Below are 24,673 nucleotides of genomic sequence, written 5' to 3'. Positions count from 1 at the left end.
CGGCGCGCTAGATAGGGAAGTTCTGGGTTTGTGTCCGATTCGAAATTCGACCAGTAAAAGTAGAGGAGGAACACTAGAATGTTTTTAACCCGAACGACCGTTTTCCGGAGGCCTTCATCATGACGCTCTGGTTATCCGCAGGCATGCTGTTCACCTTCGCTGCGATTGCAGTGATTCTTGTGAAGTGGGGCAACATGAAGGTGATTGGTGTCACGCCCGTGCACACCCTCACGTTCATCGCCATCCTGTTCACCTCCGGCCTGGATGTGGGGCTGATCATGTTCCCGCTGACCGAGTTTGCCGGTTACGCCAACGTGAGTGAGAACCCGGAGTATGGCTTTGCCAACCCGCTCGCTATCGAGTTTGGTTTCTGGGCCTTCCTGATCTGGGGCTTCTATTTTCTGACCTGTTTCTACTTCGCGATCATCGAACCGCGGGTGAAGTTCTTTGATATCCCGGTGGTGAAGGTGATCAACAACGTGGTCATCATCGGTACCTGTGCCTTTACCGCCTACCTGTTGCTGGCGAACCTGCCCTGGTATCTGCCGCAGCTGGGCGACGGTGAAAGTGTGGTGCCGGCGTTCTACATCATCGTGTTTGTGTCGATCGCGCTGGCGGTTTACTCCAGCTCCAAGCTCAAATACGTTCGGATTCTCAGTGTCGGCTCCAGTGTGCTGTTCATCGCCCTGATCTCGGTGATGTGGGTGCGGGCCTTCGTGGTGGGCGAGGGCTCGCCGGGTGATTTCTTCGGCACGGCCGGGCTGTTGACGGAATATTTCACCAACATCCACGAGTTCATTCTGCCGATCAACGACTACCACGAGTTCTATCTGTTCTGGTGGTTCGCCTGGAGCATCATGATTGGCCAGTTCACCGCCCGTTTCGTGAGCGGCATCCGGACCTGGCAGCTGCTGATTGCCATGCTGGTGATTCCGTCTGTGGCCATCGGTGTCTGGTTCACCGTGCTCTACCAGTACCACAGAGAAGGGCTTGAGGTGCTGGCGCTGACCAACATCGCGATGATCAGCGTAGGGGTACTGATGGTAATCAACTCGCTGGATTCGCTGATCCGGCTGTACACCGACAACCTGAACCTGACCGCAGAGCGCTTTGGTCAGTTTAACTACCTGCTGTTCAACTTTTTGGCGATGGCAGGGCTGACCATGCTGTTCAAGCTGGAATTCCTGCAGATCCAGTGGGTCGGTGCGCTGGTCATTGCGCTGTACTTCACCTGCTTCGCCTACATCCTGGCGACCAAGAGCCGGGATGTGTTCAGCATCAATTCGTCGCCGAAGGAAAACATCCTCGATTTCCACCGGGTTGACGAGGTGGACGAAGCCCACTCCAGCGCCTGATCAAGCGACCTGAAGTGAAAAGGGGTTGGCCCTGGTGGGCCAACCCCTTTTTTGTGCCTGAACCCCGGGAATTCAGTTACAGCTCTCCAGCTGATTGATCCAGTCCTCAATCAACTCGGCTCCCTGGCGATCCACCACATTGACGCTGATCGGCGGCATCCGGTCATCCTGTCCGGCCACCATCCTCAGGTACAGCAGGGAATTTACCGCATCCCCGGCCCGCAGCAGAACCGCGCCGGTCTGGCCCAGGTCGCCATTGCGGGGTTCCACCTCGCAGGCGCCGGTCTGGCCCAGTGGCGTGGTGATGCGCAAGTCCATATTGCTTTGGGTGGTGCCACCGGGGCGATGGCAGTGACTGCAATTGGTGTGCAGGTAGCTGCGGGCCCGGTCTGCAAGGGCGGCTTCCGTGTCGGTGCTTCGGGTCAGTGTGCGCTGCCGCTGGCTGGATGTCGGGGGTTGCCTGAACAGCCCGATCGCCGCGTAGGTATCCAGTTGATTGGCGGTTCGGCCGGTTTGTGGGTAGGTGAAGCTGCGGTTCAGCTGGGCCACTTCCAGACCCAGGCTGTTGCCGGCTGCCGAGGTATGGCACAGGGTACACTCACCGGCCGACGGGTAATGCCACACCTGGCCGCCCAGGTCGACATCCAGCCCGCCGGCAACCAGCGTGGCGTCTGACCCTGCCTCATCCCAGCGGTAGCTGTAGCCGGACCAGCTGCCGTCCGAGTTATGCAGGTACAGCCGGGTCTCGATCCGGCGCTGGTCCAGCGAGAAGTTCTTCACCAGCACGGTGCCCCGGGGAAACTCGAAGTCGCCGGTTTCATCCACCGTGATGGTGGTGTTGTCGGGCAGCGCAAAGTAACGGGTCTTGTCGGCACCATCGGACCAGAACGGCTCGATGACGGTGTAGGGGATCAGTCCGTCGGCGGGCTGCCAGGGTGCGCTGGCCTGCACGCACCCGGTTTCCGACAGCTGCTCCGGCAGTTCGGTATCTTCCAGCACCGGATCAATCCGGAACAGGCCCTGAAACGTCACCAGATACAGTTCGCCGTCCCGGCCTTCGCCAAAAGACGCCACGTTGTAGCCGGTTTCCAGCAGGGTGCGACGTTGATAACTGCCGTCCTGTTGCTGAGCCAGTGCCCAGAGTGTGCCGGAACCAAAGTCAGCAAACAGGTAGCTGCCCTGCAGCGCGGGGATGCTGGTGCCGCGGTAGACATAGCCGCCGGTCACCGATACCCCGTCCCCCCGCCCGTAGGCGCTGACCGGCTCGACGAAGGGGCCGGAATTTTCGCAGCTGTTGCCGGTTTCTTCGAAGCCTTCGAAGCAGCGCCAGCCGTAATTGCCGCCCCGTGTGATGCGGTTGATTTCCTCGAACCGGTTCTCGCCGACATCGCCGGCCCACAGGTCGCCGGTCTGTCTGTCAAAGCTCCAGCGCCAGGGATTGCGCAGGCCGTAGGCGAAAATTTCGGGCACAGCGCCCGATACGTCGTTACCACTGGGGCTGCCGTCGGCATTCAGGGTCAGGATTTTGCCCAGGCGTGTGGACAGATCCTGGGCGCGATTGCCCGGGTCGTTGGCACTGCCGCCGTCACCCAGGCCGATGTACAGGCGCCTGTCAGGGCCGAAGGCAATGTGGCCGCCGTTGTGATTGGCAAACGGTTGGCGCTGACTGAGCAGGTCGGTGCGCAGAAGGTTGCCGGCGCCATCCCGGCGCAGGCGTTGTCCGTTATCGCTGGTTTCAAAGCGCGCCACGACGGAAGTGGGGGTGCGGTCGGAGCCTTCGGTGAAGGACAGGTACAGGAAGCCGTTCTGGGCAAAGTCAGGATCGAAGGCCACGCCCAGCAGCCCGCACTCGTCGCAGCGACTGAGGGTATAGCTGTCGGCCAGATCCACCACTGCACTGCGCTGATTGTTGGCCAGGTTGAGGCGGTAAACGGTTCCGCTCTGCTCCAGCACGTAAAAGATGTCGGCCAGCGAGGGGTGGGGAATCATCTGGGTGGGCGCATTGAAGCTCAGGTCCGGCGCGATGGGGGTCAGCCGAACCTCGGCCAATGGCGAAAAAGCCACGCAATCGGGATTGTCCGGGCGCTGGGAAAGCCCTCCGGAGGCGCCCGATCCTCCGCTTGAACCGCCGCCACAACCGGTTGTCGCGAGCAAGAAAAGTAGCAACAGGCAATGTCTCATGACCCTGTCCTCCCGGCAGAGCATTAAGAATAGCTCACGAAGACGGTCGGGCCTGTTGAAGTGAGGGATTCCGGCACCATTAAGACATTCGGCGGCTGCAGGAACAAAGGGTTACTGCTGTCTATAGCGGTGATTTGTCGTGCCTTCGGATCAAAATAGGCAATCCCTATCTTTGGTTTGGGAATTATCAATTTCATCACGGCGCCTGCGATCCGTAACCTAGGCGTCGTTAATCCACATAGACATCCACACTTTCATAAAGGAGTGTTTTTAATGGGTATCATCAACAGCGAGATCAAGCCGTTCAACGCAACTGCCTTCAAACAGGGCGAGTTCGTTGAGATTTCCGAAGCAGACGTCAAAGGCAAGTGGGCGATCTTCTTCTTCTACCCGGCCGACTTCACTTTCGTGTGCCCGACCGAGCTGGGCGACGTTGCAGACAAGTACGAAGAACTGCAGAAGGTGGGCGTTGAAGTATTCTCCGTGTCTACCGACACTCACTTCACCCACAAGGCGTGGCACGACACTTCCGAAACCATCGGCAAGATCAACTACTACATGGTTGGCGACCAGACCGGCACCATCACCAACAACTTCGGTGTGATGCGTGAAGGCCAGGGCCTGGCAGACCGCGCTACGTTCCTGATCGATCCGGACGGCGTTATCCAGGCGATGGAAATCACCGCGGAAGGTATCGGCCGTGACGCAGACGACCTGCTGCGCAAGGTGAAAGCCGCTCAGTACGTGCGCAACAATCCGGGTGAAGTGTGCCCAGCCAAGTGGAAAGAAGGCGAAGAAACCCTGGCTCCGTCTCTGGACCTGGTTGGCAAGATCTAAGGCAGCCGTAAACCGGACTTCCTTAGGCAAGGGCCCGCAGCGCGGGCCCATCGCCAATGACAAACCCCGGCCTGAGCCGGGGTTTGTTGTTTCTGGGCGTCAGAATACTGAACGCGTATCAAACCATTCAGAGCGCCGCGAGAATTGCCTCGGCGCTGGTGCTTTCCAGTCCTTTCTCGTCGATGTTCAGCAGGCGGACGATGCCATCGTCCACAATCATCGCGTAACGCTGGCTTCGGATGCCCATTTGCGCGGCGGTTCTGTCCTGGGTCAGGTCCAGCGCTTCGGCAAATTCGGCCAGGCCATCGGCCAGCATGATGACGTCCTCGGCATTGTGGGCCTTGCCCCAGGCATCCATGACAAAGGCATCGTTAACGGACGTGCAGATAATGCTGTCCACGCCCTTGGCGCGAATTTTGTCCGCGTTCACCACAAAGCCCGGCAGGTGTGCCGCCGAACAGGTGGGGGTGAAGGCACCGGGAACGGCAAACATCACTACTGTCTTGCCGGCCAGCAGATCGCCGGTACGCACCGCCTCCGGACCGTTGCTGCCCATTACCCGAAGCTCGAAATCGGGAACCTTGTCGCCTACCTGAATCGTCATGGATGAGTTCTCCCTGTCTCGTTTGGTGTCAGTTTGGGGTTGCCTGTGTGCTGGCAGAGGGCGGTCAGACGGCGTCCACGCCCCGCGCCTTGAGCCGGTAAAAGTGGTCGAGCACGTTCGCCATGGCATCGGCGTTGTAAGGGCGCAGGCCGCTGAGTACCAGGCTCTTGGTCACCTGGCCTTTGACCTCGCCGTCGGCTTCCAGGTGGTAGCTCAAAAACACCTGGCCGCGCTTGCCGTGATCCTGCAATTCGGCGCTGTCCAGTTCCAACGCCGGCGAGACGATATCCAGACTGTCCAGCGTCAGGCTCATGCTCTCGTACATCACCATGGGCCGCTCCGGATTGAACATCACGCCGTTGGCTTCCATCAGCGGTTGCAGGGTATGGGGAAAATTTTTGCCCGAGGCGGATACGTAGCAGCGGGTGAAATCCTCGATAACGGCTGGGTCCTGAATCAATTCGCCGCTCCGGTCCACCTCCAGGTACACCTTGCCCGCGCTGTCCGTTACTTCGATGCGGTCGGCACTGGGTGTGCGGAATTGCAGGCCGACGTCTTTGCCCAGCAGCGCTCTGAAACAGAAGCTCATCCGCTGGGACAGCCCGAAGCGGGACAGCACCAGCGCAAACAACAGGTCGCCGGGCACACAGAAGCGGCGGGCATCTGTGTCGTGGATGGGGTTGAAGTCCCCCGCGATTTCCTTGGCAAACCGGCTGGCCTGCGAAGGCGTGATCCAAACGAGGCCATCGTCAATGGAATGAAAGCGGTCTAAAAACATGGAGTGCTTTACCTGATCATCGCAGAGCATGTGCGAAAGGATTTGTCTGCCTTCATCATAGTTGAATGCCCTGCAACGCCATATGCGCTATTGGTCCTAGCGCTGTGGCGGTCGGGGCCGATCCATTAATCCAGTCTATGGCTTTCGCATAGTAAGTACCTATCAATCAATTAAGGGCAATCAATTTGAGCCAACCGAGGCGCACCCTTATCGTTACACCCAAGTTCAAATCAGTTGTTATTAGTATTTTTCGTTAACAACTAAACCATCTAAAGCATCAAGTAGGGGAGCGACGACATGTTGGACGCGAACATCAAGGCACAGCTGAACGCCTACATGGAAAAACTGCAGCAGCCGATCGAGCTGGTGGCTGCCTACGATGATGGCACGAAATCCCGGGAGCTGAAGGAGCTGCTGGAAGAAATCGAGGCCATGTCGGACAAGATCAGCCTGCGGACTGACGACGATACCACGGTTCGCCGCCCGTCGTTCGCCATCAACCGGGTCGGAACCGATATCGGTGTCCGGTTTGCCGGCATCCCCATGGGCCATGAGTTCACCTCGCTGGTTCTGGCCCTGCTGCAGGTGGGCGGGCACCCACCCAAGGTGTCGCAGGAGGTCATTGAGCAGGTGCAGGCACTGGACGGGTCGTTCGAGTTCGAAACCTACTTTTCGCTGTCGTGCCAGAACTGTCCGGACGTGGTTCAGGCCCTCAACCTCATGAGTGTGCTCAACCCGAACATCAAGCACACCTCCATTGATGGCGCCCTGTTCCAGGACGAAGTGGAGCAGCGTGAGGTGATGGCCGTTCCGAGCGTTTACCTGAATGGCGAAGCCTGGGGTTCCGGCCGGATGACGCTGGAAGAAATCATCGCCAGGGTGGACACCAAATCGGATGAGAAAGAAGCCGAGAAGATCAACCAGCGCGACCCATTCGAGGTGTTGGTGATCGGTGGTGGCCCGGCGGGCTCCGCTGCGGCTATTTACGCCTCGCGCAAGGGCATCTCCACCGGTATTGCCGCCGAGCGGTTTGGTGGTCAGGTGGCCGACACCATGGGCATCGAGAACCTGATTTCCGTGCCCTACACGGAAGGCCCCAAGCTGGTGGCAGCGATGGAGCAACACGTCACCGAGTACGACGTGGATATCATGAACTTGCAGCGCGCGGAAAAGCTGATCCCTGCCTCCCAGACCGGCGGCCTGCACGAGGTGCGGCTGGCCAACGGAGCGTCGCTGAAAGCGCGCAGCGTGATTCTGTCCACCGGCGCCCGCTGGCGCCAGATGGGAGTCCCGGGTGAGGAAGAGTATCGCAACAAGGGCGTGGCCTACTGTCCGCACTGTGACGGCCCACTGTTCAAAGGCAAGCGTGTCGCGGTCATCGGTGGTGGTAACTCCGGTGTCGAGGCGGCGATCGATCTGGCCGGCATCGTCGGCCACGTCACGCTGATTGAGTTCGGCGCCGAGATGCGCGCCGACGACGTGCTGCAGAAGAAGCTGCGCAGCCTGAAGAACGTGGAAATCATCACCTCTGGCCAGACCACGGAAATCACCGGGGAAAACGGCAAGGTGAACGGGCTGAACTACACCGACCGCAACACCGGTGAAAGCCACCATGTTGCCCTTGAGGGTGTGTTTGTCCAGATTGGTCTGGTGCCCAACACCGAGTGGCTGAAAGGCGACATCGAGCTGAGCCAGCACGGCGAAATCGTGGTGAACGACCGCAACGAAACGTCGATTCCGGGCGTGTTCGCAGCGGGGGATGCGACTACCGTGCCTTACAAGCAGATTGTGATTTCCATGGGGGAAGGCTCCAAGGCGGCGTTGAGCGCCTTCGATTTCCTGATCCGCAACTCCGCACCGGAAGAAGACCAGGACGAGCAGGCCGCCTGAGCCCGCCAGCCTGTCTCTGACCTTTGGACGGGGCCCGATCCCCGATCGGGCCCCGTCGATTGTTGCCAGCCGCGGATTAAAGTAAGTTAACGATCTTCCTCGCCCATTGATCAGGAGTTCTGGGTGGCTGTGTCGAAGATTGTGAGTCGATGGTTACTTCTGGCGCTGCTGGCGCTTCCACTGCTGGCTTCGGCCAGTGGTGCCCGCCCAAATATCGTGTTTCTTGCCCCGGACGATTCCCGTTTCTGGAACCTGGTGTCTGGCTTCATGTCGGCGGTTGCTTCCGATCTGGAGCTGGACCTTGACGTTCTGGTGGATCAGGAAAAACACCGGTTCAGCTATCTGGAACTGGGTCGGTACGCCCTGAATCGCCGCGAAAAACCGGACTATCTGGTGTTCATGTGCAAGGAAGGCGTCACCGCGCAGATGCTGACCCTTGCCAATGCGGCGGGTGTCAGGGTGTTTACCTTCAATACCGATGTGCCGCACGAAGCGAGCAATCTCGTGGGCGCACCGCGCGGCAGCATGGCCGGCTGGCTGGGCCACCTGAGCGCCGATAACGTGGCCGCCGGAGGAACGCTGGCCCGGCTGCTTGAGCAGCAGGCTCGCCAGCTCGGCATCAGCGAACCGGACGACCCGGTGCTCATGATCGGCCTGGGAGGCACGCTCGACTCGTCGGCCTCGAAAGATCGCAGCCAGGGCCTGTTGGCAATGGCCCGCGGGCCGGAGTTGACGCTTGCCCAGCTGGTGTCTGCGGACTGGAGTGCCCAAGACGCAGCCTACAAAACCCGCATCCTTTTGAAGCGTTATCCCGAGACCCGGTCAGTCTGGAGTGCCAGCGATGGCATGGCGCTGGGCGCCATTGAAGCGGCCAAACAAGCGGGCCGCACCCCCGGAGAGGATATCCTGATTGGCGGGATCGATTGGGAGCCTCAGGCGTTAGCGGCGATTCAGCGGGGGGACATGACGGTCAGCCTGGGGCGTCATTTCATGGCCGGCGGCCTGCTGGCGGTTCTGCTGCACGATTACCATCACGGCAAGGACTTTGCCGAACCTCAGGCGTCGGTGCTGCGGTACCAGCTGCATGCGGTCACCCGAAACAATGTGGCGCAGGTGGAGCGGATCCTGGACCCGGAAAACTGGAAAACCGTCGATTTTCGTCGCTTCAGCCGGGTGCACCAGCCCAACCGGTTCAGTCAGTGGAACAGTGCGGACGACCTGCTGGACGCGTTCACCGAAGCGCTGGCGGGCGAGCCGTTGCAGGCCCCGTGACCACCCTTTCCAAGCCGCAGGCCCGTGGCGCTGACTAGCGCACTTCCGATACCAGGTCGCGGCCGTCAGCCTGCGTGACCTGCTTGCCTTCGAACAGATGCGGATAGGCGGCCTGAACCCCGGCCACGATAAAGTCGTGGGGCACATCTTCGAACACGCCGTGATCTCTGACGTATTCCATGTGCGCCTGACCGGAGGCGGTGTATTCCTGAAACACCGAATCCCGCACACCATCGAATGCCAGCGGTTCCACCCGCATGAGGGCGCACAGTGACCGATTGAACGCCGGCGTCGCCTTTACCCAGCGATCATTGAGATACAGCTCGGTGAAGCCGTGCATGCAGAAAATATCGGATCTCAGCCACTCGATGAGCTTGGGGCTCGACAGGTGGTTACGCACATCCGCCAAACCAAGCCGGCTGGGGATGCCCAGCGAGCGAGCCGCGGTGCCCAGTAACACCGCTTTCGGAATGCAGTAGGTCTCGCCCGAGGTTAACGCGTAGCTGGCACTGAGGGTGGTCGGGTCGGTGCTGAAAACATACGGGTTGTAGGTGATGCCATCCCGAACGGCCAGATACAGGGCCTTGACCTGCTCAACCGGGTCATCGGGCACACCGGCGAGCACCGTTGCCATCCATTCACCAATGGCCGGGTGCTGGTAATCAAAGAATTCGCTGGGCTGAAGATAGCGCTGCATAGAAAAAACACGTGTCGGTATGGAAGTGACATCATCCTCGAGCAGATTGCCGGGAGCAATGACGATATGGCTCAGTCGCGTTGTCCGGATTGCTCAGTGGCCGGCATCGAGTTCCGGCCTGTGAAGGCCGTGTACCGCTGCTGTGGTCTAGTATTGGTGGCACACCCCGGCTAGAGGACGATGGCAATGATTCTGTTCAGGAACTTTTTGTTGGTCGCCGTGGCACTCAGTGTCCCGGTGCTGGCTCAGGCCGCGGATGGCCTGATTGTTATCAAGAGCAGCCACAGTGTGGCCGACACCACCGAGAAGCTGGTTTCCGCGTTGCAGGCAAAGGGCATGATGGTCATGAACCGGATCGATCATGCCGCCGGAGCAGGCTCGGTGGGGGCCGAGCTGCGGCCGACCGAACTGGTGATCTTCGGCAATCCGGAAGTGGGGACGCCGCTGATGCAGTGCTCGCAGAGCGTCGCGGTGGATCTGCCCCAGAAAGCCCTGATCTGGGAGGATGAAAACGGTCAGGTCTGGCTGGGTTACAACGATCCGGAGTATTTGAAGGCGCGTCACGGCATCGAAGGTTGTGATGACCTGCTGGCAAAAATTGAGACCGCGCTGGACAATTTTGCCAGCGCGGCGGCGCGCTGATGTTTGGTTGTCCCAATCGAGTAGGGAGCTTATTACTACAGAAATTAACACCAAACCTGGCGTGACTGTGGCAGGCTGCCCGCCTGTTGTGCCGACCGGTTCGTCTTATTTTCGGATGGCCGGTTTACTCAGTTTAAGGTGATGGTGGTATGGGTTCCCGAAGCAAAAAAACAAAACATCCTCTGTGGCACCCCGCGTATCTGGGGTCCTGGTTCGTGGTCTTTATTCTCTGGCTGTTGTCGTTGCTGCCGATGGCGACCAAACAACGCCTCGGGGGCTGGCTGGGGCGTAAACTGGCCGGCAAGCTGAAATCCCGGGCCAGGGTCGTGGACGCCAACCTGAGGGTCTGCCTGCCTGACCTGGATGACGCCCGCCGGGCGCAGCTGGTGGAAGACACCTTCGTGGCGTCTACCCGCGGCATGCTGGAAAGCACTCACGCCTGGTGGCGGGATGTTCGACCTTACTGCGAGCGCGCGACCGTTCTGGGCCTGGAACATCTGGAAGAGGCCAGGAACAACGGGCAGGGGGTGCTGCTGATCGGTGGCCATTACAGCATCTTTGACTTTGCCCTGCCGCTCATTGCCTGCAAGCTGGATAAGCCCGGCTACATGTACCGCCCCAATAACAATCCGGTGATCGACCGGATGATCGAGCGGGGCCGGCGCCGTCATTTCAACATCCGCCCGTTTACCAAGCGGGAGCTGCGCCCGATGCTGTCGTTCCTCAAGGAAGGCGGTCAGGTGTGGTACGCCTGCGATCAGGATTTCGGTAATAAAACCGAAGTGTTTGCGCCGTTTTTCGGGGTTCAGGCGGGGTGTATCACCACGCCCAGTTACATTGCCCGGGAGTCCGGGGCTGCGGTGATCTGCGTCAGCCACCTGCGGTTGCCGGACGGCAGTTACCGGGTTGTTTTTTCGCCCATCCACAAAGGCTTTGGGGACGATCCGCAACAAGATGCCGAAACCTGGAACCGCTGTATCGAGAACACCATCCGGGAGTTGCCAGACCAGTATCTGTGGCTGCACAAACGCTTCAAGACCCGCCCGCAAGGCGCTGCCGGCGTCTACTGACGCAGCCGGCCGGGTTATTGCCTGAGCGCCGGGGTGACTAAAACACCTATAGCTTAATCCCTGGCGCTCTGTTACTGTGCCCGCATCCTGCCTCTAGGGATTCCGCAGTTTTTGGCGAATAGCCGCCTTGCGAACCTCCATACGACCTGTCAGAGGACGTCACCCCGTTAACCGGCGCGTGACTGTAGTCGTCTTTTTTCCATGAATCATCATGGCATCTGCCCGCATGCACCGGTTTCGGCGTTCGTGGAGGCAGAACAATCAAGAGTAAATCTTATATGAGTTTTTCTTCACTCGGTTTGTCCGAGCAGCTGGTCCGTGCCACTTCCGATCAGGGTTACGATACGCCGTCGCCCATCCAGGCCCAGGCGATTCCTGCGGTATTGTCCGGCAAGGACGTCATGGCTGCGGCCCAGACCGGCACCGGCAAAACCGCCGGCTTTACCCTGCCGTTGCTCCAGCGCCTGGCGGAACAGCCGCGCACCGGCAAGGGCCCCCGCGCCCTGATTCTGGCGCCCACCCGGGAGCTGGCGGCACAGGTGCACGACAGTGTGAACCTGTACAGTAAATACATTCCCACCAAGGCCGCCGTCGTGTTCGGTGGGGTGAAAATCAATCCCCAGATGATGAAGCTGCGCAAAGGTCTGGACGTGCTGGTGGCGACACCGGGACGGCTGATGGACCTGTACCAGCAAAACGCGGTGCGGTTCAACGAAGTGGAAATCCTGGTCCTGGACGAAGCGGACCGGATGCTGGACATGGGCTTTATCCGCGACATCCGCAAGATCCTCGCGCTGCTGCCGGCCAAGCGACAGAATCTGCTGTTCTCGGCGACGTTCTCGAACGAAATCCGCACCCTGGCTCAGGGTTTGCTGGACAACCCGGTGCAGGTGGAAGTGGCAGCCCGCAACACCACCGCAGAACGCGTCAAGCAGTCGGTGTACCCGGTGGATCAGAGCCAGAAAACCGCGCTGCTGAGTAAACTGGTCCGCGATAACAGCTGGGAGCAGGTGCTGGTGTTCACCCGCACCAAACACGGCGCCAACCGTCTGACCCAGAAGCTGGAACGCGACGGCATCACCGCTGCCGCCATCCACGGCAACAAATCCCAGGGCGCGCGTACCCGGGCCCTGAGTGAATTCAAGCAGGGCGATATCCGTGTCCTGGTGGCCACCGACATTGCCGCCCGCGGCCTGGATATCAAGCAGCTGCCGCAGGTGGTGAACTTCGAGCTGCCGAACGTACCGGAAGATTACGTGCACCGGATTGGTCGCACCGGCCGTGCCGGCGAAAGTGGCCACGCCCTGTCGCTGGTCAGTGCCGACGAGGGCAAACTGCTCGCGGGTATCGAAAAGCTGATCAAAAAGCAGCTTCCGCGCACCGTGGTGGACGGTTTCGAACCGGTTAACAATCTGCCGCTCAAACCCAAGGCCAAAGCCGATCCGAGCAAGGCGCGCAAGCGCCCCGGAGGAAGTAACGGCAAACCGCGCAGCACCAGCGCCAAGCCTGGAGGCCGAAGCGGTAACCGGGGTAATGGCAATGGCGGTGGCGGCCAGCGTGGTCGCGGTCAGCGCGCCAGTGCCTGACCCACGCTAAGGCAAGCCGAAAAGGCGGAGCATATGCTCCGCCTTTTTCGTTGATACAGAACAAAAAAGCGGGGCCAGAAAGGCCCCGCCAGGGAACGTAGCGTCCGCTCGCCCGCACCCCCCGGTGGGCTCGCCAGACGGTACGGACTTAAAATCGGTAAGCCAGGCCCACCATGTACACCCAGGGATCAATCTCGACGTCCAGCTTACCGGTGGTGAGTCTGGTGCCGTTGGCGTCATAGACTCCGATATCGGCGTCGGTGTCGATATCAAGCCACCAGACGGTGGCGTTGACGCCCAGGTTGTCGGTAATCAGGTAATCGAAGCCAACCTCACCGGCTAGGCCAAAGCTGTCGTCCAGTTTGATATCGGTCCGATCCACGGTCCCGGGCGGGGTGCCCAGCACTGCCTGGGCGGCGCCATCCAGCGTATCGGTCAGCGTTTGGGTGGTTTTTTCTTCAAAGAAGTTGGTGTAGTTCACGCCGATGCCGGCATAGGGCTGGAATTTGCTGCCTGACGCCAACGGGAAAAACTGCAGGGTAAGGGTCGGCGGCAGGTGCTTGGTTTCGGCCAGCTTGCCGGTGCCACTCAGGGCCGCGCCCGCGCCTTTGATATCGTGCTTGAACGGGGTTGAGGCCAGCAGGCCCAGGCCCAGCTGATCGGTCATCATGTAAGTCAGGGTGAGCCCCAGCTGGGTATCCTTGTCGACACTGACCTGGGCGCCCTCAACGACTTCGAGTCCGGGCAGGGTTGTTCTCAGATTGCCGCTGGACGAGTCCGGGTCCACCGTGGCGGCACCGGCGCGGCCGATGAAATCGCCAGCCTGATAGGCATTGACCATGGGAGCGGCGACCAGAAGGCCGGCGGCTATAACGCTGAGCTTGAATGTGCGGGACATGAGTATCTCCTTAACCTGAAGTCTTAAGATGGCGTCAGGTTAAGGCTAGCTGAGATGGACAACTTGATCTGGCGCAAGATTCGCCGGCGGTCTGGGCTGGTTTGCCCGCCGGTTTGATATGGCTCAAGAAAACTCACGCTGGCGGGCGTTGGCGGCTTGTCAGGCGGGGCGTTTTTTGTTGTCCGCTTGGGCGTCTTCAGCAATGAACACATCGCGCACGGACACTGGCTGGCCCTCGGCATCCTGCACCTGCACCGGGCTGATGGGACGTCCGCTGGCGCGGTCGCGCAAATCGAGTGCTCGCCCGTCCGGTGCCGGGTTCCACTTGTCACCCCACTGGCGCAGGGCAATCACCACCGGGAACAGGTCCCGGCCCTTGTCGGTCAGGCGGTATTCGAAGCGGGAGCCGTGCTCGCCCACGTCCACCTTTTTCAGCACCTCGTTATCCACCAGGCGGGCCAGGCGATCACACAGGATGTTCTTGGCAATGCCCAGTTCCTGCTGGAAATCCACGAACCGGCGGGTGCCGTACATGGCGTGCAGCACAATCAGCAGCGACCACCAGTCGCCGACCTCATTGAGGGCGCGGGCGACGGAGCAATTGGAGTCATCAAAACGTTTTCTGGCCATGCTCCGAAGTGTACCGAATAGGGTTGCATTTTAAAACCAGATTTAATAGGGTTGCGTTAAGAAACCAAATTGATGAGGTAGCTACTTTGTTTTCAGACCCTCATCCATCGACAGTCTGCACACTGCAGAAGGAGTTTTATTTTAATGAGTATGAATCTTGGTCCTATGTTCGAACCGTTTGAGATTCACCACCTGAAGCTCCGCAACCGCGTGGCCATGGCGCCCATGACCCGGAACTTTTCCCCGGGTGGGGTACCCACCGAGGAAGTGGTGGATTACTACCGTCGCCGTGCCGAAGGCGGTGTGGGGCTGCTGATTACCGAAGGCACCACCGTGAATCATGCGGGGGCCAACGGCTATCCCAATGTGCCGGCCTTCCACGGCAACGACGCCCTGGCCGGCTGGAAAAAAGTGGTGGATGCCGTGCACGAAGCCGGCGGCAAGATCTTCCCGCAGCTCTGGCACGTCGGCGCGGTACGCCAGGAAGGCACCGAGCCGGATCCGTCGGTTCCCGGCTACAGCCCGTCGGGTCTGTTCGCGCCCGGCAAACCCAACGGCAAGGCGATGACCAAAGACGACATCGACGATGTCATCAAGGCCTTTGCCGACGCCGCCCAGGATGCCAAAGCCCTTGGCTTTGATGGGGTCGAGATTCACGGTGCCCATGGTTACCTGCTGGATCAGTTCCTCTGGGAAGGCACCAACCAGCGGGACGACGAGTACGGCGGCAGCATGGAGAACCGCCTGCGCTTCGTGGTGGAAATCGTCGAGGCGGTGCGCCATCAGGTGGGGCCGGAGTTCCCGATCATGCTGCGTTTCTCTCAGTGGAAGCAGCAGGACTACGAGGCCCGTCTGGTGCACTCCCCGGATGAGCTGGAAGCCTTCCTGAAGCCGCTGGTGGAAGCCGGTGTGGACATCTTCCACGCTTCGACTCGCCGTTTCTGGGAGCCGGAATTTGACGGCTCTGACCTGAACCTCGCCGGCTGGACCCAGAAGCTGACTGGCAAACCGACCATGTCGGTGGGCAGCGTGGGCCTGACCGAGGACTTCATCAGCGGCACGTTCGCCAGCAAGAAAGATGCGGTGGAGCAGTCCGGTATTGATGAGCTGGTCGAGCGAATGAACAACCGTGAGTTCGAATTGATCGCTGTGGGCCGGGCCCTGCTGCAGGACCCGGAGTGGCTGGTCAAGGTGAAGGAAGGCCGGCTCAATGAAGTCGAGGCCTTTGCCAAGAAGTCACTGGCCAAGCTGTACTGATCTGCGTACCCCTTCAGCCCCGGAAACCCCGGGGCTTTTTTTTTGCCTGCCGGTCTACCCCCGCAGGCCACTGACCAGCTTGTCGATGCTGTCCTTGGCATCCCCGAACAGCATGTGGGCGTTGTCCTTGTAGAACAGCGGGTTTTCCACGCCGGAGTAGCCGGTGGCCATACCCCGTTTCAGGATGACCACAGTGCGTGCTTTCCAGACCTCCAGCACCGGCATGCCGGCAATCGGGCTGCCCGGATCCTCGGCCGCCGCCGGGTTTACCGTATCGTTGGCGCCGATCACCAGCACCACGTCGGTATCCGGGAAATCATCATTGATTTCATCCATTTCCAGCACGATGTCATAGGGCACATGGGCTTCGGCGAGCAGGACGTTCATGTGTCCCGGCAGTCGCCCGGCCACCGGGTGAATGCCGAAGCGCACGTTCACGCCCCTGTCCCGCAGAATTTTGGTCATGTCACTGACGCCGTTCTGGGCCTGGGCCACCGCCATGCCGTAGCCCGGCACGATAATCACCGACTGGGCATTACGGAGTTCCTCACAGACGTCGTCGGCGCTGATCTCCTGCACCGACTGGTCACCATCCAGCGCGGCGCTGCTGCCGCCACTCTGGCCAAAACCACCCAGAATGACGCTGATGAACGAGCGGTTCATCGCCCGGCACATGATGTAACTGAGGATGGCACCGCTGCTGCCCACCAGGGCCCCGGTAACAATCAACAGATCGTTGCCGAGCATGAAGCCGATGGAGGCGGCCGCCCAGCCGGAATAACTGTTGAGCATCGACACCACCACGGGCATATCGGCCCCGCCAATGGCCATGATCAGGTGAATGCCAAGGGCGGAGGCAATGAGCGTCATCACCGTCAGGGCAATCAGGCCCAGGGCGAGGCTTTCGGTGCCGAGGAACCAGGCTCCCAGTGCCACGGAGGCAATGACCGCCGCCAGGTTCATCAGGTGCCGTCCGGGCAGGGTCAGGGGTTTGCTGGCAATCCGGCCATCGAGTTTGCCACAGGCCACCAGCGACCCGGTGAAGGTGATGGCACCGATGAAGACGCCCACAAACACCTCGACCAGCTTGATGGTGTGTTCGGTGCCGGTGGTGGCTTTCAGGGGTTCGATATAGCCGGAGAAACCCACCAGCACCGCTGCCAGACCGACAAAGCTGTGCAGCAGCGCCACCAGTTGTGGCATCTGGGTCATTTCGACCTTGTTGGCGATCAGAATACCGACCACAGCGCCGAGCAGCACCGCGATGGTGATCGCGATCAGTCCGCCACCGGTGACCCCGGCCACGGTTGCCAGCAGGGCAATGATAATGCCGGCAACGCCGTACCAGTTGCCCCGACGGGCGGATTCCTGGTGGCTGAGGCCGCCCAGGCTGAGAATGAACAAAACGCTGGCCACCACATAGGCGACACTGACGAGTCCGGTGCTCATGGTTGTGCCTCCTATTTGCGGAACATTTTCAGCATGCGGTGGGTGACCCGAAAGCCCCCGCCGACATTGATACTGGCAATCAACACGGCGACAAAGGCCATGATCCCGACCGCAATGTTTTCAGCTTGGGCCAGGTGCAGCATGGCGCCGATCACGATGATGCCGCTGATGGCGTTGGTCACGCTCATCAGCGGGGTATGCAGGGACGGCGTGACATTCCAGATCACCTGCCAGCCGATGAAACAGGCCAGCACAAAGACCGTGAAGTGACTCAGGAAGCTTTCGGGCGCGTAGGCGCCCACACCATAGAGCGCCGCCGCCGAGACGACCAGCAGCACCAGCTTGCCGATCACCTTGCCGGTGACGGCCGCTTTGCTGGGGCCGGATTTTTCGGGCACGGCGGGTTCTTCGGTGCCGGGCGCGGGTTTTGGGCTGACCGGGGATTTGGGCTCGGGTGGCGGCCAGGTGATGTCTTTGCCGTTGACCACGGTCAGGCCCCGGATTACCTCATCCTCCATGTCGACCACCGGCACACCGTCTTTCTCTGGTGTCAGTTCGGTGATCAGATGGAACAGGTTGGTGGCGTACAGATCGCTGGAGACCTTGGCCATGCGGCTGGGCAGGTCGGTGTAACCGATCAGGGTAACGTCGTGCTTGTGCGCGACCTGTCCCGGTTCGGTCAGTTCGCAGTTGCCGCCGCGCTCGGATGCCAGGTCGACAATGACACTGCCGGGTTTCATGGACTTCACCATGTCTTCGGTAATCAGCTTGGGCGCCGGCTTGCCGGGAATCAGGGCGGTGGTGATGATGATGTCGACTTCTTCCGCCTGCTCTGCGAACAGCGCCATTTCCGCCTTGATGAACTCATCGCTCATCTGCTTGGCGTAACCGCCGGTGCCACTGCCGTCCTCGTCGCCGAAATCCAGTTCCAGGAACTGGGCGCCCATGCTTTCAATCTGTTCCTTGACCTCCAGCCGGGTATCGAAGGCCCGGACCACGGCGCCCAGGCTGTTGGCAGCACCCACGGCCGCCAGCCCGGCCACCCCGGCACCGATGACCATCACCTTGGCCGGGGGCACTTTGCCCGCAGCGGTCACCTGGCCGGTGAAAAACCGGCCAAAGTGGTTGGCGGCTTCAATCACCGCGCGGTAACCGGCGATGTTGGCCATGGCGCTCAGGGCGTCCATCTTCTGGGCGCGGCTGATACGGGGCAGGCTGTCGATGGCGAAGCTGGTGATGTGTTTGGCGGCCAGCTTTTCAAGCAGTTCGGGGCTCTGCGCCGGCCAGATGTAACTGGCCAGGTAGGCGCCTTCCTTCATCAGGTCCACTTCGTGAACGCCCAGCGCCGGGTTCTCCATGGGCGCCCGGACTTTCAGAATAAAGTCCGCTTCCTGCCACAGGGATTTGGTATCCGCCGCCAGCGTGGCGCCGGCATGCTGGTAGGCGTCGTCCTGGTAGTGCGCGGCTTCGCCGGCACCAGCTTCAACAATGACCTCGTAGCCAAGGTCAATCAGCTTGTGGACCGAGGGCGGGGTTGCGGCGACCCGTTTCTCGTCCGTGAAAATTTCCTTCGGGATGCCCAGCTTCATGGTGCCCGCCTCCTTCGGCCGAATCGATGAACCAGGTGTCATCACTCAAGCCTAGTGCAAGCTGAAAAAACTTCCTGTTTTTAGTGCCATAGAGCCGCCATCTTGTGAAACAGTACGGCCTCGTTCGCCTGCCAGCGTATCGGAATCCGCCCGACGGCAGCGCACCGGTAGTTGCGGTAAACTGCCCGGATGAGTCGGTGATATCGGTTGAATGAGGCAGGGGGAGCAGTATGACCAGAGGTGCAGTTTGGCTGGGCGTCGTTGTCCTGCTGGTGTCCAGTCCGCTTCGGGCGGCTGAACCGGCCTGTGCGCTGGACGTGCGCACCGATCTGGAACAACTCTACTGCGATCTGGTGGCTCGGGGTGAGGCGTCGCGCCTGCCGTCGCCGATGGATTTTCGGCGCAACGATCCTCAGGTCCAGCGGTTGCTGTTGCGTCGGCCGGCGCAACGGCATGGACTCTCGGTGCCGGCGGCCGCAAAACGGCCAGAGCCCGCGGTTTCAGCCCTTGCACCACAACCGGAGGCGCCGCCCGCCCAGCGTCCGGCATCGGAAGTGGCGGACGAACCAGCGTCCCGGCCGGACATAGCGGCGTCGTTATCGCAGTGCCAATTGCTGGGGGAGCGCATTCGCTGCCCGTCCGGGTCTTTCCGGCTGGCGGACAATCAGCCCAACCGTCAGCTCGCGCCGGATGCGCTGGAGGACGATAACCGTCTGGGCCTGAGCGCGTTCGAGGGTAACCGGCAGGATCAGCATGCGGTGCGCCAGTATCTGTCGGAGGCCTACGATCGCTACATCCCTGCCATGCTTGGGATTGGTCTCGGTGCCAGCACCATGAGCTTCACCGCCTTTCATAATGCCTTTCATACCCTGGAGGACGGTGGCGTGGATTTCGCCGCCCGTATGGAAGAAACCTTCCGGTTGCTGAAGCAGGACAAGAAGACCCTGGGGGTGAAGGCCCGTTACCACGAGCAGTTACCGGATGGGTTGGCGCAATGTCAGGTGATCAACCGCAACGTCATCGTGTGTGATGACGTGCGGACCAACTGGGTGTACGTGCAGGAGGGCCGCTAGGCGGGGCCCGGGTAGGTTAACTTCCGTACGGTGAAAAACCCTTTCAACGTGTACAGTTACGCCAGATCTTTGTGGCCGGAATCGACCTAATGTTTGACGCGTTTATCTCGACTTTTTTCAGCAGCACCATCCGTTTTCTGTTTCTCCTGGCGCCGTTCTTTGTGGTGACCATGTTCCTCGCCCTGACGCGCGGACTGCCAGCGGCGGAGAAGTCCTCGATCATCCGCCGTGCCTGTGTTTCGGCGTTTGTCCTGGCGGTAATTCTGTTCTTCGCCGGCCCGGTGTTGTTCAACGCCATCGGTATTACCCTGAATTCGTTCCGGATCGGCGCCGGTAGCCTGCTGTTTCTGACCGCCATCAGCCTGGTCACCAGTGGCACCCGAAACCACGCCACCGGCTTGCCGGAAGAAGACCGGGACGATGTCGCCGTGGTGCCGCTGGCGATTCCGATCATGATCGGCCCGGCCACCATCGGTGCCATTCTGGTGTACGGGGCCGAACTCAAGGCGTTTCCGGATGTCGCCGGCGGTCTGCTCGGTCTGGTGGCGGCGCTGATTGTCCTGGCGGTGTTGCTGCGCCTGTCGGGCTACCTCGAGAAAGCATTGGGCAAGACCGGGCTCAATATTCTGTCCAAGGTCAGTGGTCTGATCCTGTCGGCCATGGCCGCCGAGATTGTGCTGACCGGTATTGCGGGCTTTATCGCGTCCACCTAGAGTAGGGAGCACCGACAAACGTTCGTAACGGAGCTGTATGTCCGCCAACACCATTGAGATCAACCGCGCCCGGCAGAGCTTTGACGGCGTTTCGGCCATCTGGCTGTTTGGCTATGGGTCACTGATCTACAAAGTGGATTTCCCGTTTCTGGAGCAGCGCCCGGCTACCATCAGAGGCTGGCAACGCCGGTTCTGGCAGGGCTCGCACGACCATCGGGGCACCCCGGACGCGCCCGGCAGGGTGGTGACCCTGGTCGAGCAGCCGGACGCGGTGTGCAAGGGCATGGCCTACCGGGTGTCGCCGTCGGTGTTCGAGCACCTCGATGTGCGGGAGAAGAATGGTTACCTGCGCTTCACCACCCGGCTCACCTTCGACGATGGCTGTCATGGCGACGGCGTGGTTTACATTGCCACGGAGGACAACGAAGCCTTTCTTGGCCATGCGCCGGACCAGGACATCGCCCGCCAGATCGCCGGCGCTGCCGGCCCCAGTGGACCCAATTCCGAATATTTACTGCGCCTGGCCGACTCCCTGCGCCAGCTCGGTACCGAGTGCGCACATACCTTTGCCATTGAACGTCATCTGAAAACCGCCTTACTCGACGGCGACTAGTTGCTCCCCGAGCGCCACCGGCGCGTCGGGAAAATTGGCTTTCTCTCCACCTTGCACCCCACTTTGCACCTTGCTCGACGGAAGTCGGCGCCGGCCCGAAATGCCATGGATGAGCTGTGGCTGCGATCCGAACCGGCGACATGCCAGAAAATTTCGTTATACAAAAAAGCTCTTTTATTTCCACTGTTTATTGTGCTGGAATGCGTTGAGTGGCCGCTCCGCATCGGGCCTGAGAGCCCGGTTAACCATGCGGCGCGGGGAGAGGCAAGTGCGGGGTATGCACCCTTTGTCGTTGTATGGGCTGTTAACGAAGAGAGATAGCATGAAGGACCTGGCTGTGTGGCGTCATTTACCGCTGAAAGCGAAAATTCGGATTCCGGTGATTGCCGTGAGCATCATTGTTTTTGTGATCAGTGCGTCTGCCTACCTGAAAGAGGCCGAGCTGCGAGCGAGCTACACCCAAGCCAGTGAGCAAATCATGCCCTCACTGAATGCCCTGCAAATGGCGGAGGTGGCTTTGTATAAGGCACTGGTTTCCGAGCGGGACTACATCGTGCTGGGTGTGATTTCCATGGATGAGCAGGCGCTTATCGATAAGGATGCTGAAAGAAAAGCCGCGATCGAACACGCCCAATCCCTCATTGAGTCTGCCAGGGAAAATACCCGGGGCATTGACCTGCAGCAGCAAGACCTGGGGTTTGATCAAATCCAGAAGGCACTGAAGGGCTGGGTAGCCTTTTCCGACCAGGTCATCTTCGAAGCCTATGAAGGTAACGACCTGTTAGCGCGCAACATCAGTACCAAAAAGGGTTTGGAAGCCTTCAATCAGACCATGCAAAGAATGGATCTGGCCATTGAGGCGATGAAGTCCATCAATACGGCATCCACATCAAAGGCGTTAACCGGTTTTGCGCTGCTGGATACCTTATTGCTCGGTCAATTGGTTTTGATTCTGCTGACCTTTGCCTTTATCGCTTTCGTGTTGCCCCGTTACGTGGTGGGCCCCATCCGTGCCGTGACGAACAGCCTGCAAGGCATGGTGCGCAATAACGAGTCCTCGGAGCCGCTCAGAAAAGACACCAATGATGAGATCGGGGATCTGATTGACGGGGTCAATGCGGTGACTCAGCATTTCGCCCATCAACTGGCTCAAACCACTGAAAATGTGCGCAAGCTGGAGAGCATTTCCAGCACCCTGGTTGCTTCGAGCAATTCGACCAGCGAGCGATCATCCCAGCAGTACAGGGCGATCGAAGATGTTGCCGAATCACTGAGTCAGTTGTTTGAAGCCGCGCGCCATATTGCGGTGAACGCCAATGACGCGGCAAGTTCAGCGAACAGCGCCCGGGAACAGGCGGTGATCGGCGAAGAGCAAGTCAGGAGCACGATCAGGGCGGTCCAGGAAGTGACTGCGGATGTAAAAAATGCCTCCGGACTGGTGCAGAAACTGAATACCAACGCCCAAAGCGCCAGCTCGATTCTGGACGCGATCAGTGCGATTGCGGAACAAACCAACCTGCTTGCCCTGAACGCCGCCATCGAGGCGGCTCGTGCGGGTGAACAGGGCCGGGGCTTTGCCGTCGTGGCCGATGAAGTCCGCACCCTGGCGTCGCGCACTCAGTCCTCGACGCAAGAGATCCACAGTGTGCTGCAGCAACTACAGGAACAAACTGAACAGGCGTCCTCGCTGATCACCGAAAGCGCCCGAAAAGCACAAACCTGTGTCGATCAGTCGGTGGTCGCCGAGCAGTCGCTGCAGCGTATTACCGCGGACGTTTCAGACATCAGTGAGCGCAACGAGATGATTGCGTCTGCGACCGAAGAGCACGAACAAACCTCAACCAAGCTCGAATCCTACATCAAGGATATCAAGACCATGGCGCAAGGAACGACGGACAGTGTCAGCCAGTTCGATCATGTTGCGCGCGACATCAACACCATCACGTCGAACCTGTCCCAGCTAACCGGTCACATCAAACTGGATTAGCGAACAAGGGCTTGTTATTCCTGCCCGGCCAGTTCGCGGCGGGGCGCTGTGGCCACGAAAAAGTCCGTCAGTTGCCGGTGACAAACGTCAATGACTGACCGGTTTCCGTAAAGATTATGCAAAGCCGGGCCGTCGCTGCTGACATTCCCGAACGGTTCGATAACCTGAACTCAAGAGGCGACCGGAGCAAGGCCGGACGCATGTTCCGATGCTTGAAGGACAGGAGAACCGCCATGAACGTGAAGAAACTACTGATCGGAAGCTGCCTGCTTGCCCTGCTGGCCGGCGGCGCATCGGCGTTGGCCGGCGAGCGGGCTCATTCTGGCCGTGATGGGGGCCTGCAGCATGCGCATGACCGGCTTACCATTCTGAAGGCCGAGTACCACCGGGATCGCCGCGATCACGATCGGGGAAGGCACGACCGGCACCGCTCCCACAAGCGGGATCATTACCGCGATCGCGATCGGCATCACAGCCGTCATGGCCACAAGCATCGCCACGATTACGGCTATAGCCGCCACGACCGCCACCGGCATGGCCATGGTCACCACAAAGGTCACCATCATCATCACCACTATGGCAAACGGCACCACCATCATGGGCACCGCTATGGTTACCAACGTGGCGGGCATCAGCATGTTTCCCCCGAATTCCGGGTGGCCAGGATTATCCACAACACCCGTGAGCTGATTCGGGATTCACATCGCTGAGCCGCGCCTGCTGCGGCCATCCTCCCAACGCCGGGGCCTCGTTTGCCCCGGGGTTTACAGCCCCCGGAGCGGAACGGGCGTGGCCTCAAAAAAGCGACCGTGCCTGAGGTAGTGAATGACCTGGGCGATGACCTCATCGTCTTGCATCATGAAGGGGTGGGTGACCGGCATTTCTATGTGCTCATCCATCCCTTCGAGCTTGGTGTTCTCGACCGACACCTTGCCATCGTCCGTGTCCGGAATCAGAGTCGATAGAATCCAGTTAATGCTCTGGGTTCCGGCAATGATGCCCAGATCGAAGTCAGCCTTGCCCAGTGCTTTGGGCACGCTTGATTCACCCGTGCCCAACTGCAGGCCGGCGTCGCCATTGATGAAGTAAAAGCCCGGTACATCCCTCAGCTCATCGACCACCTCACTGCCTTGATTTGGTGGCCCCAGCATAACCACCCGGCCCAGATGCTCGATGGTGTGCTGGTCAAGATACTGCCGCACCAGAATGCCGCCGAGCGAGTGGGTGACAAAATTCACCGTCATGCCGGTGGGGCATTTTTCCAGCGCCGGCGGAATCGCCAGCTCCGCCAGTTCCTCAATCGGATGGTCCCGAGAGGGGTAACTGTCGTTGATGGGCAAGAAACCGGCACGGCGCAAGGCGTGCTCCATGTCTTCCATGGAGCTTGCGGTTCGTGCCAGACCATGCAGAAGGACCACGCACGACGCGTTAACGGGCAGTGAACAGGCCATCAAAGCCGCCACCAACATCCATACTTTCATGCTCAGTCGACGGCCTCCGCGCGCTGATGAGGGGCACAAAACGAACGCCAGTGGTGTTGTTTCACACGCAA

Annotated in this window: 22 protein-coding genes; 12 read left to right on the top strand and 10 right to left on the bottom strand. The window is 60.1% G+C overall.

Features of this window, described 5'->3' with window-relative positions; translation table 11 throughout:
- Positions 1–119: 119 nt before the first annotated feature.
- Positions 120–1,355: a BCCT family transporter gene (locus LPB19_RS03400; protein WP_206644715.1), complete on the top strand. Its 1,236-nt coding sequence runs from the start codon at positions 120–122 to the stop codon at positions 1,353–1,355.
- Positions 1,356–1,427: 72 nt separating this feature from the next.
- Here the strand turns inward: LPB19_RS03400 and LPB19_RS03395 are convergent, their stop codons facing one another.
- A complete protein-coding gene (locus LPB19_RS03395) occupies positions 1,428–3,536 on the bottom strand; it encodes a PQQ-dependent sugar dehydrogenase (RefSeq protein WP_206644714.1) in 2,109 nt (702 codons plus the stop codon).
- 273 nt (positions 3,537–3,809) lie between these two features.
- Here LPB19_RS03395 and ahpC point away from each other — a divergent pair, with 273 nt between their 5' ends.
- The gene (gene ahpC / locus LPB19_RS03390) at positions 3,810–4,373 is read left to right on the top strand and encodes an alkyl hydroperoxide reductase subunit C (RefSeq protein WP_206644713.1); all 564 of its coding nucleotides are present in this window, start codon (positions 3,810–3,812) and stop codon (positions 4,371–4,373) included.
- A gap of 127 nt (positions 4,374–4,500) precedes the next feature.
- On the opposite strand, the gene LPB19_RS03385 is transcribed toward ahpC, so the two are convergent.
- Both LPB19_RS03385 and LPB19_RS03380 read right to left on the bottom strand, forming a co-directional pair.
- A complete protein-coding gene (locus LPB19_RS03385) occupies positions 4,501–4,977 on the bottom strand; it encodes a peroxiredoxin (protein WP_206644712.1) in 477 nt (158 codons plus the stop codon).
- Between the two features lie 64 nt (positions 4,978–5,041).
- The gene (locus LPB19_RS03380) at positions 5,042–5,755 is read right to left on the bottom strand and encodes a DUF3581 family protein (protein WP_206644711.1); all 714 of its coding nucleotides are present in this window, start codon (positions 5,753–5,755) and stop codon (positions 5,042–5,044) included.
- Between the two features lie 297 nt (positions 5,756–6,052).
- On the opposite strand from LPB19_RS03380, the gene ahpF reads away from it, so the two are divergent.
- Positions 6,053–7,645, top strand: a complete 1,593-nt coding sequence (gene ahpF / locus LPB19_RS03375; protein ID WP_206644710.1) for an alkyl hydroperoxide reductase subunit F — start codon at positions 6,053–6,055, stop codon at positions 7,643–7,645.
- Between the two features lie 129 nt (positions 7,646–7,774).
- Positions 7,775–8,917, top strand: a complete 1,143-nt coding sequence (locus LPB19_RS03370; RefSeq protein WP_228289198.1) for an ABC transporter substrate-binding protein — start codon at positions 7,775–7,777, stop codon at positions 8,915–8,917.
- Between the two features lie 34 nt (positions 8,918–8,951).
- Here LPB19_RS03370 and LPB19_RS03365 read toward each other — a convergent pair whose 3' ends face one another.
- Entirely contained in the window at positions 8,952–9,614 is a 663-nt protein-coding gene (locus LPB19_RS03365; protein ID WP_206644709.1) for a transglutaminase-like domain-containing protein, read from the bottom strand.
- Positions 9,615–9,800: 186 nt separating this feature from the next.
- Between LPB19_RS03365 and LPB19_RS03360 the strand changes: the two genes are divergently transcribed.
- From LPB19_RS03360 to LPB19_RS03350, 3 genes are all read left to right on the top strand, one after another.
- Positions 9,801–10,256 carry a DUF302 domain-containing protein gene (locus LPB19_RS03360; protein WP_206644708.1) on the top strand — a complete coding sequence of 152 codons (456 nt, stop codon included), beginning with the start codon at positions 9,801–9,803 and terminating at the stop codon, positions 10,254–10,256.
- 149 nt (positions 10,257–10,405) lie between these two features.
- Positions 10,406–11,326: a lysophospholipid acyltransferase family protein gene (locus LPB19_RS03355; protein WP_206644707.1), complete on the top strand. Its 921-nt coding sequence runs from the start codon at positions 10,406–10,408 to the stop codon at positions 11,324–11,326.
- Positions 11,327–11,604: 278 nt separating this feature from the next.
- A complete protein-coding gene (locus LPB19_RS03350) occupies positions 11,605–12,912 on the top strand; it encodes a DEAD/DEAH box helicase (protein ID WP_206644706.1) in 1,308 nt (435 codons plus the stop codon).
- Positions 12,913–13,060: 148 nt separating this feature from the next.
- Here LPB19_RS03350 and LPB19_RS03345 read toward each other — a convergent pair whose 3' ends face one another.
- On the bottom strand, positions 13,061–13,810 hold the full coding sequence (locus tag LPB19_RS03345; protein ID WP_206644705.1) for an OmpW/AlkL family protein: 750 nt from the start codon (positions 13,808–13,810) through the stop codon (positions 13,061–13,063).
- Between the two features lie 159 nt (positions 13,811–13,969).
- Positions 13,970–14,440: a winged helix-turn-helix transcriptional regulator gene (locus LPB19_RS03340; protein WP_206644704.1), complete on the bottom strand. Its 471-nt coding sequence runs from the start codon at positions 14,438–14,440 to the stop codon at positions 13,970–13,972.
- Positions 14,441–14,584: 144 nt separating this feature from the next.
- Between LPB19_RS03340 and LPB19_RS03335 the strand changes: the two genes are divergently transcribed.
- Positions 14,585–15,697 carry an NADH:flavin oxidoreductase gene (locus LPB19_RS03335; protein ID WP_206644703.1) on the top strand — a complete coding sequence of 371 codons (1,113 nt, stop codon included), beginning with the start codon at positions 14,585–14,587 and terminating at the stop codon, positions 15,695–15,697.
- Between the two features lie 54 nt (positions 15,698–15,751).
- Here the strand turns inward: LPB19_RS03335 and pntB are convergent, their stop codons facing one another.
- Together pntB and LPB19_RS03325 are read right to left on the bottom strand one after the other, a co-directional pair.
- Positions 15,752–17,146, bottom strand: a complete 1,395-nt coding sequence (gene pntB / locus LPB19_RS03330) for a Re/Si-specific NAD(P)(+) transhydrogenase subunit beta (protein ID WP_206644702.1) — start codon at positions 17,144–17,146, stop codon at positions 15,752–15,754.
- Positions 17,147–17,157: 11 nt separating this feature from the next.
- A complete protein-coding gene (locus LPB19_RS03325) occupies positions 17,158–18,735 on the bottom strand; it encodes a Re/Si-specific NAD(P)(+) transhydrogenase subunit alpha (RefSeq protein ID WP_206644701.1) in 1,578 nt (525 codons plus the stop codon).
- A gap of 230 nt (positions 18,736–18,965) precedes the next feature.
- Here LPB19_RS03325 and LPB19_RS03320 point away from each other — a divergent pair, with 230 nt between their 5' ends.
- The 4 genes from LPB19_RS03320 to LPB19_RS03305 all read left to right on the top strand — a co-directional run bounded on the left by LPB19_RS03320 (position 18,966) and on the right by LPB19_RS03305 (position 23,121).
- The gene (locus tag LPB19_RS03320; RefSeq protein ID WP_228289197.1) at positions 18,966–19,808 is read left to right on the top strand and encodes a hypothetical protein; all 843 of its coding nucleotides are present in this window, start codon (positions 18,966–18,968) and stop codon (positions 19,806–19,808) included.
- Positions 19,809–19,897: 89 nt separating this feature from the next.
- Positions 19,898–20,521 carry a MarC family protein gene (locus LPB19_RS03315; RefSeq protein ID WP_206644700.1) on the top strand — a complete coding sequence of 208 codons (624 nt, stop codon included), beginning with the start codon at positions 19,898–19,900 and terminating at the stop codon, positions 20,519–20,521.
- 37 nt (positions 20,522–20,558) lie between these two features.
- Positions 20,559–21,134 (top strand): gamma-glutamylcyclotransferase, encoded by a 576-nt coding sequence (locus LPB19_RS03310; protein ID WP_206644699.1) that lies wholly within the window; start codon positions 20,559–20,561, stop codon positions 21,132–21,134.
- A 322-nt stretch (positions 21,135–21,456) separates the two neighbouring features.
- The gene (locus LPB19_RS03305; RefSeq protein ID WP_206644698.1) at positions 21,457–23,121 is read left to right on the top strand and encodes a methyl-accepting chemotaxis protein; all 1,665 of its coding nucleotides are present in this window, start codon (positions 21,457–21,459) and stop codon (positions 23,119–23,121) included.
- A 248-nt stretch (positions 23,122–23,369) separates the two neighbouring features.
- Here the strand turns inward: LPB19_RS03305 and LPB19_RS03300 are convergent, their stop codons facing one another.
- Positions 23,370–23,753, bottom strand: a complete 384-nt coding sequence (locus LPB19_RS03300; RefSeq protein WP_206644697.1) for a hypothetical protein — start codon at positions 23,751–23,753, stop codon at positions 23,370–23,372.
- A gap of 132 nt (positions 23,754–23,885) precedes the next feature.
- Positions 23,886–24,602: an esterase/lipase family protein gene (locus LPB19_RS03295; RefSeq protein ID WP_228289196.1), complete on the bottom strand. Its 717-nt coding sequence runs from the start codon at positions 24,600–24,602 to the stop codon at positions 23,886–23,888.
- Positions 24,603–24,673 lie beyond the last annotated feature (71 nt).

This window comes from Marinobacter salinisoli, assembly GCF_017301335.1.
In the GTDB taxonomy this organism is placed as follows: Bacteria; Pseudomonadota; Gammaproteobacteria; order Pseudomonadales; family Oleiphilaceae; genus Marinobacter; species Marinobacter salinisoli.
Note: the sequence above shows the minus strand (reverse complement) of the source record. Positions and strands in the feature narration are given on the sequence as shown.

Coding starts and splice junctions, on each gene's coding strand:
- LPB19_RS03365 (WP_206644709.1), bottom strand. CDS start 9,614: ATGCAGCGCTATCTTCAGCCCAGCGAATTCTTTGATTACCAGCACCCG.
- LPB19_RS03385 (WP_206644712.1), bottom strand. CDS start 4,977: ATGACGATTCAGGTAGGCGACAAGGTTCCCGATTTCGAGCTTCGGGTA.
- ahpF (WP_206644710.1), top strand. CDS start 6,053: ATGTTGGACGCGAACATCAAGGCACAGCTGAACGCCTACATGGAAAAA.
- LPB19_RS03295 (WP_228289196.1), bottom strand. CDS start 24,602: ATGAAAGTATGGATGTTGGTGGCGGCTTTGATGGCCTGTTCACTGCCC.
- LPB19_RS03350 (WP_206644706.1), top strand. CDS start 11,605: ATGAGTTTTTCTTCACTCGGTTTGTCCGAGCAGCTGGTCCGTGCCACT.
- LPB19_RS03360 (WP_206644708.1), top strand. CDS start 9,801: ATGATTCTGTTCAGGAACTTTTTGTTGGTCGCCGTGGCACTCAGTGTC.
- LPB19_RS03310 (WP_206644699.1), top strand. CDS start 20,559: ATGTCCGCCAACACCATTGAGATCAACCGCGCCCGGCAGAGCTTTGAC.
- LPB19_RS03335 (WP_206644703.1), top strand. CDS start 14,585: ATGAGTATGAATCTTGGTCCTATGTTCGAACCGTTTGAGATTCACCAC.
- LPB19_RS03305 (WP_206644698.1), top strand. CDS start 21,457: ATGAAGGACCTGGCTGTGTGGCGTCATTTACCGCTGAAAGCGAAAATT.
- LPB19_RS03300 (WP_206644697.1), bottom strand. CDS start 23,753: ATGCCCGCCACGTTGGTAACCATAGCGGTGCCCATGATGGTGGTGCCG.
- LPB19_RS03345 (WP_206644705.1), bottom strand. CDS start 13,810: ATGTCCCGCACATTCAAGCTCAGCGTTATAGCCGCCGGCCTTCTGGTC.
- LPB19_RS03355 (WP_206644707.1), top strand. CDS start 10,406: ATGGGTTCCCGAAGCAAAAAAACAAAACATCCTCTGTGGCACCCCGCG.
- LPB19_RS03340 (WP_206644704.1), bottom strand. CDS start 14,440: ATGGCCAGAAAACGTTTTGATGACTCCAATTGCTCCGTCGCCCGCGCC.
- pntB (WP_206644702.1), bottom strand. CDS start 17,146: ATGAGCACCGGACTCGTCAGTGTCGCCTATGTGGTGGCCAGCGTTTTG.
- ahpC (WP_206644713.1), top strand. CDS start 3,810: ATGGGTATCATCAACAGCGAGATCAAGCCGTTCAACGCAACTGCCTTC.
- LPB19_RS03395 (WP_206644714.1), bottom strand. CDS start 3,536: ATGAGACATTGCCTGTTGCTACTTTTCTTGCTCGCGACAACCGGTTGT.
- LPB19_RS03325 (WP_206644701.1), bottom strand. CDS start 18,735: ATGAAGCTGGGCATCCCGAAGGAAATTTTCACGGACGAGAAACGGGTC.
- LPB19_RS03320 (WP_228289197.1), top strand. CDS start 18,966: ATGACCAGAGGTGCAGTTTGGCTGGGCGTCGTTGTCCTGCTGGTGTCC.
- LPB19_RS03380 (WP_206644711.1), bottom strand. CDS start 5,755: ATGTTTTTAGACCGCTTTCATTCCATTGACGATGGCCTCGTTTGGATC.
- LPB19_RS03315 (WP_206644700.1), top strand. CDS start 19,898: ATGTTTGACGCGTTTATCTCGACTTTTTTCAGCAGCACCATCCGTTTT.
- LPB19_RS03400 (WP_206644715.1), top strand. CDS start 120: ATGACGCTCTGGTTATCCGCAGGCATGCTGTTCACCTTCGCTGCGATT.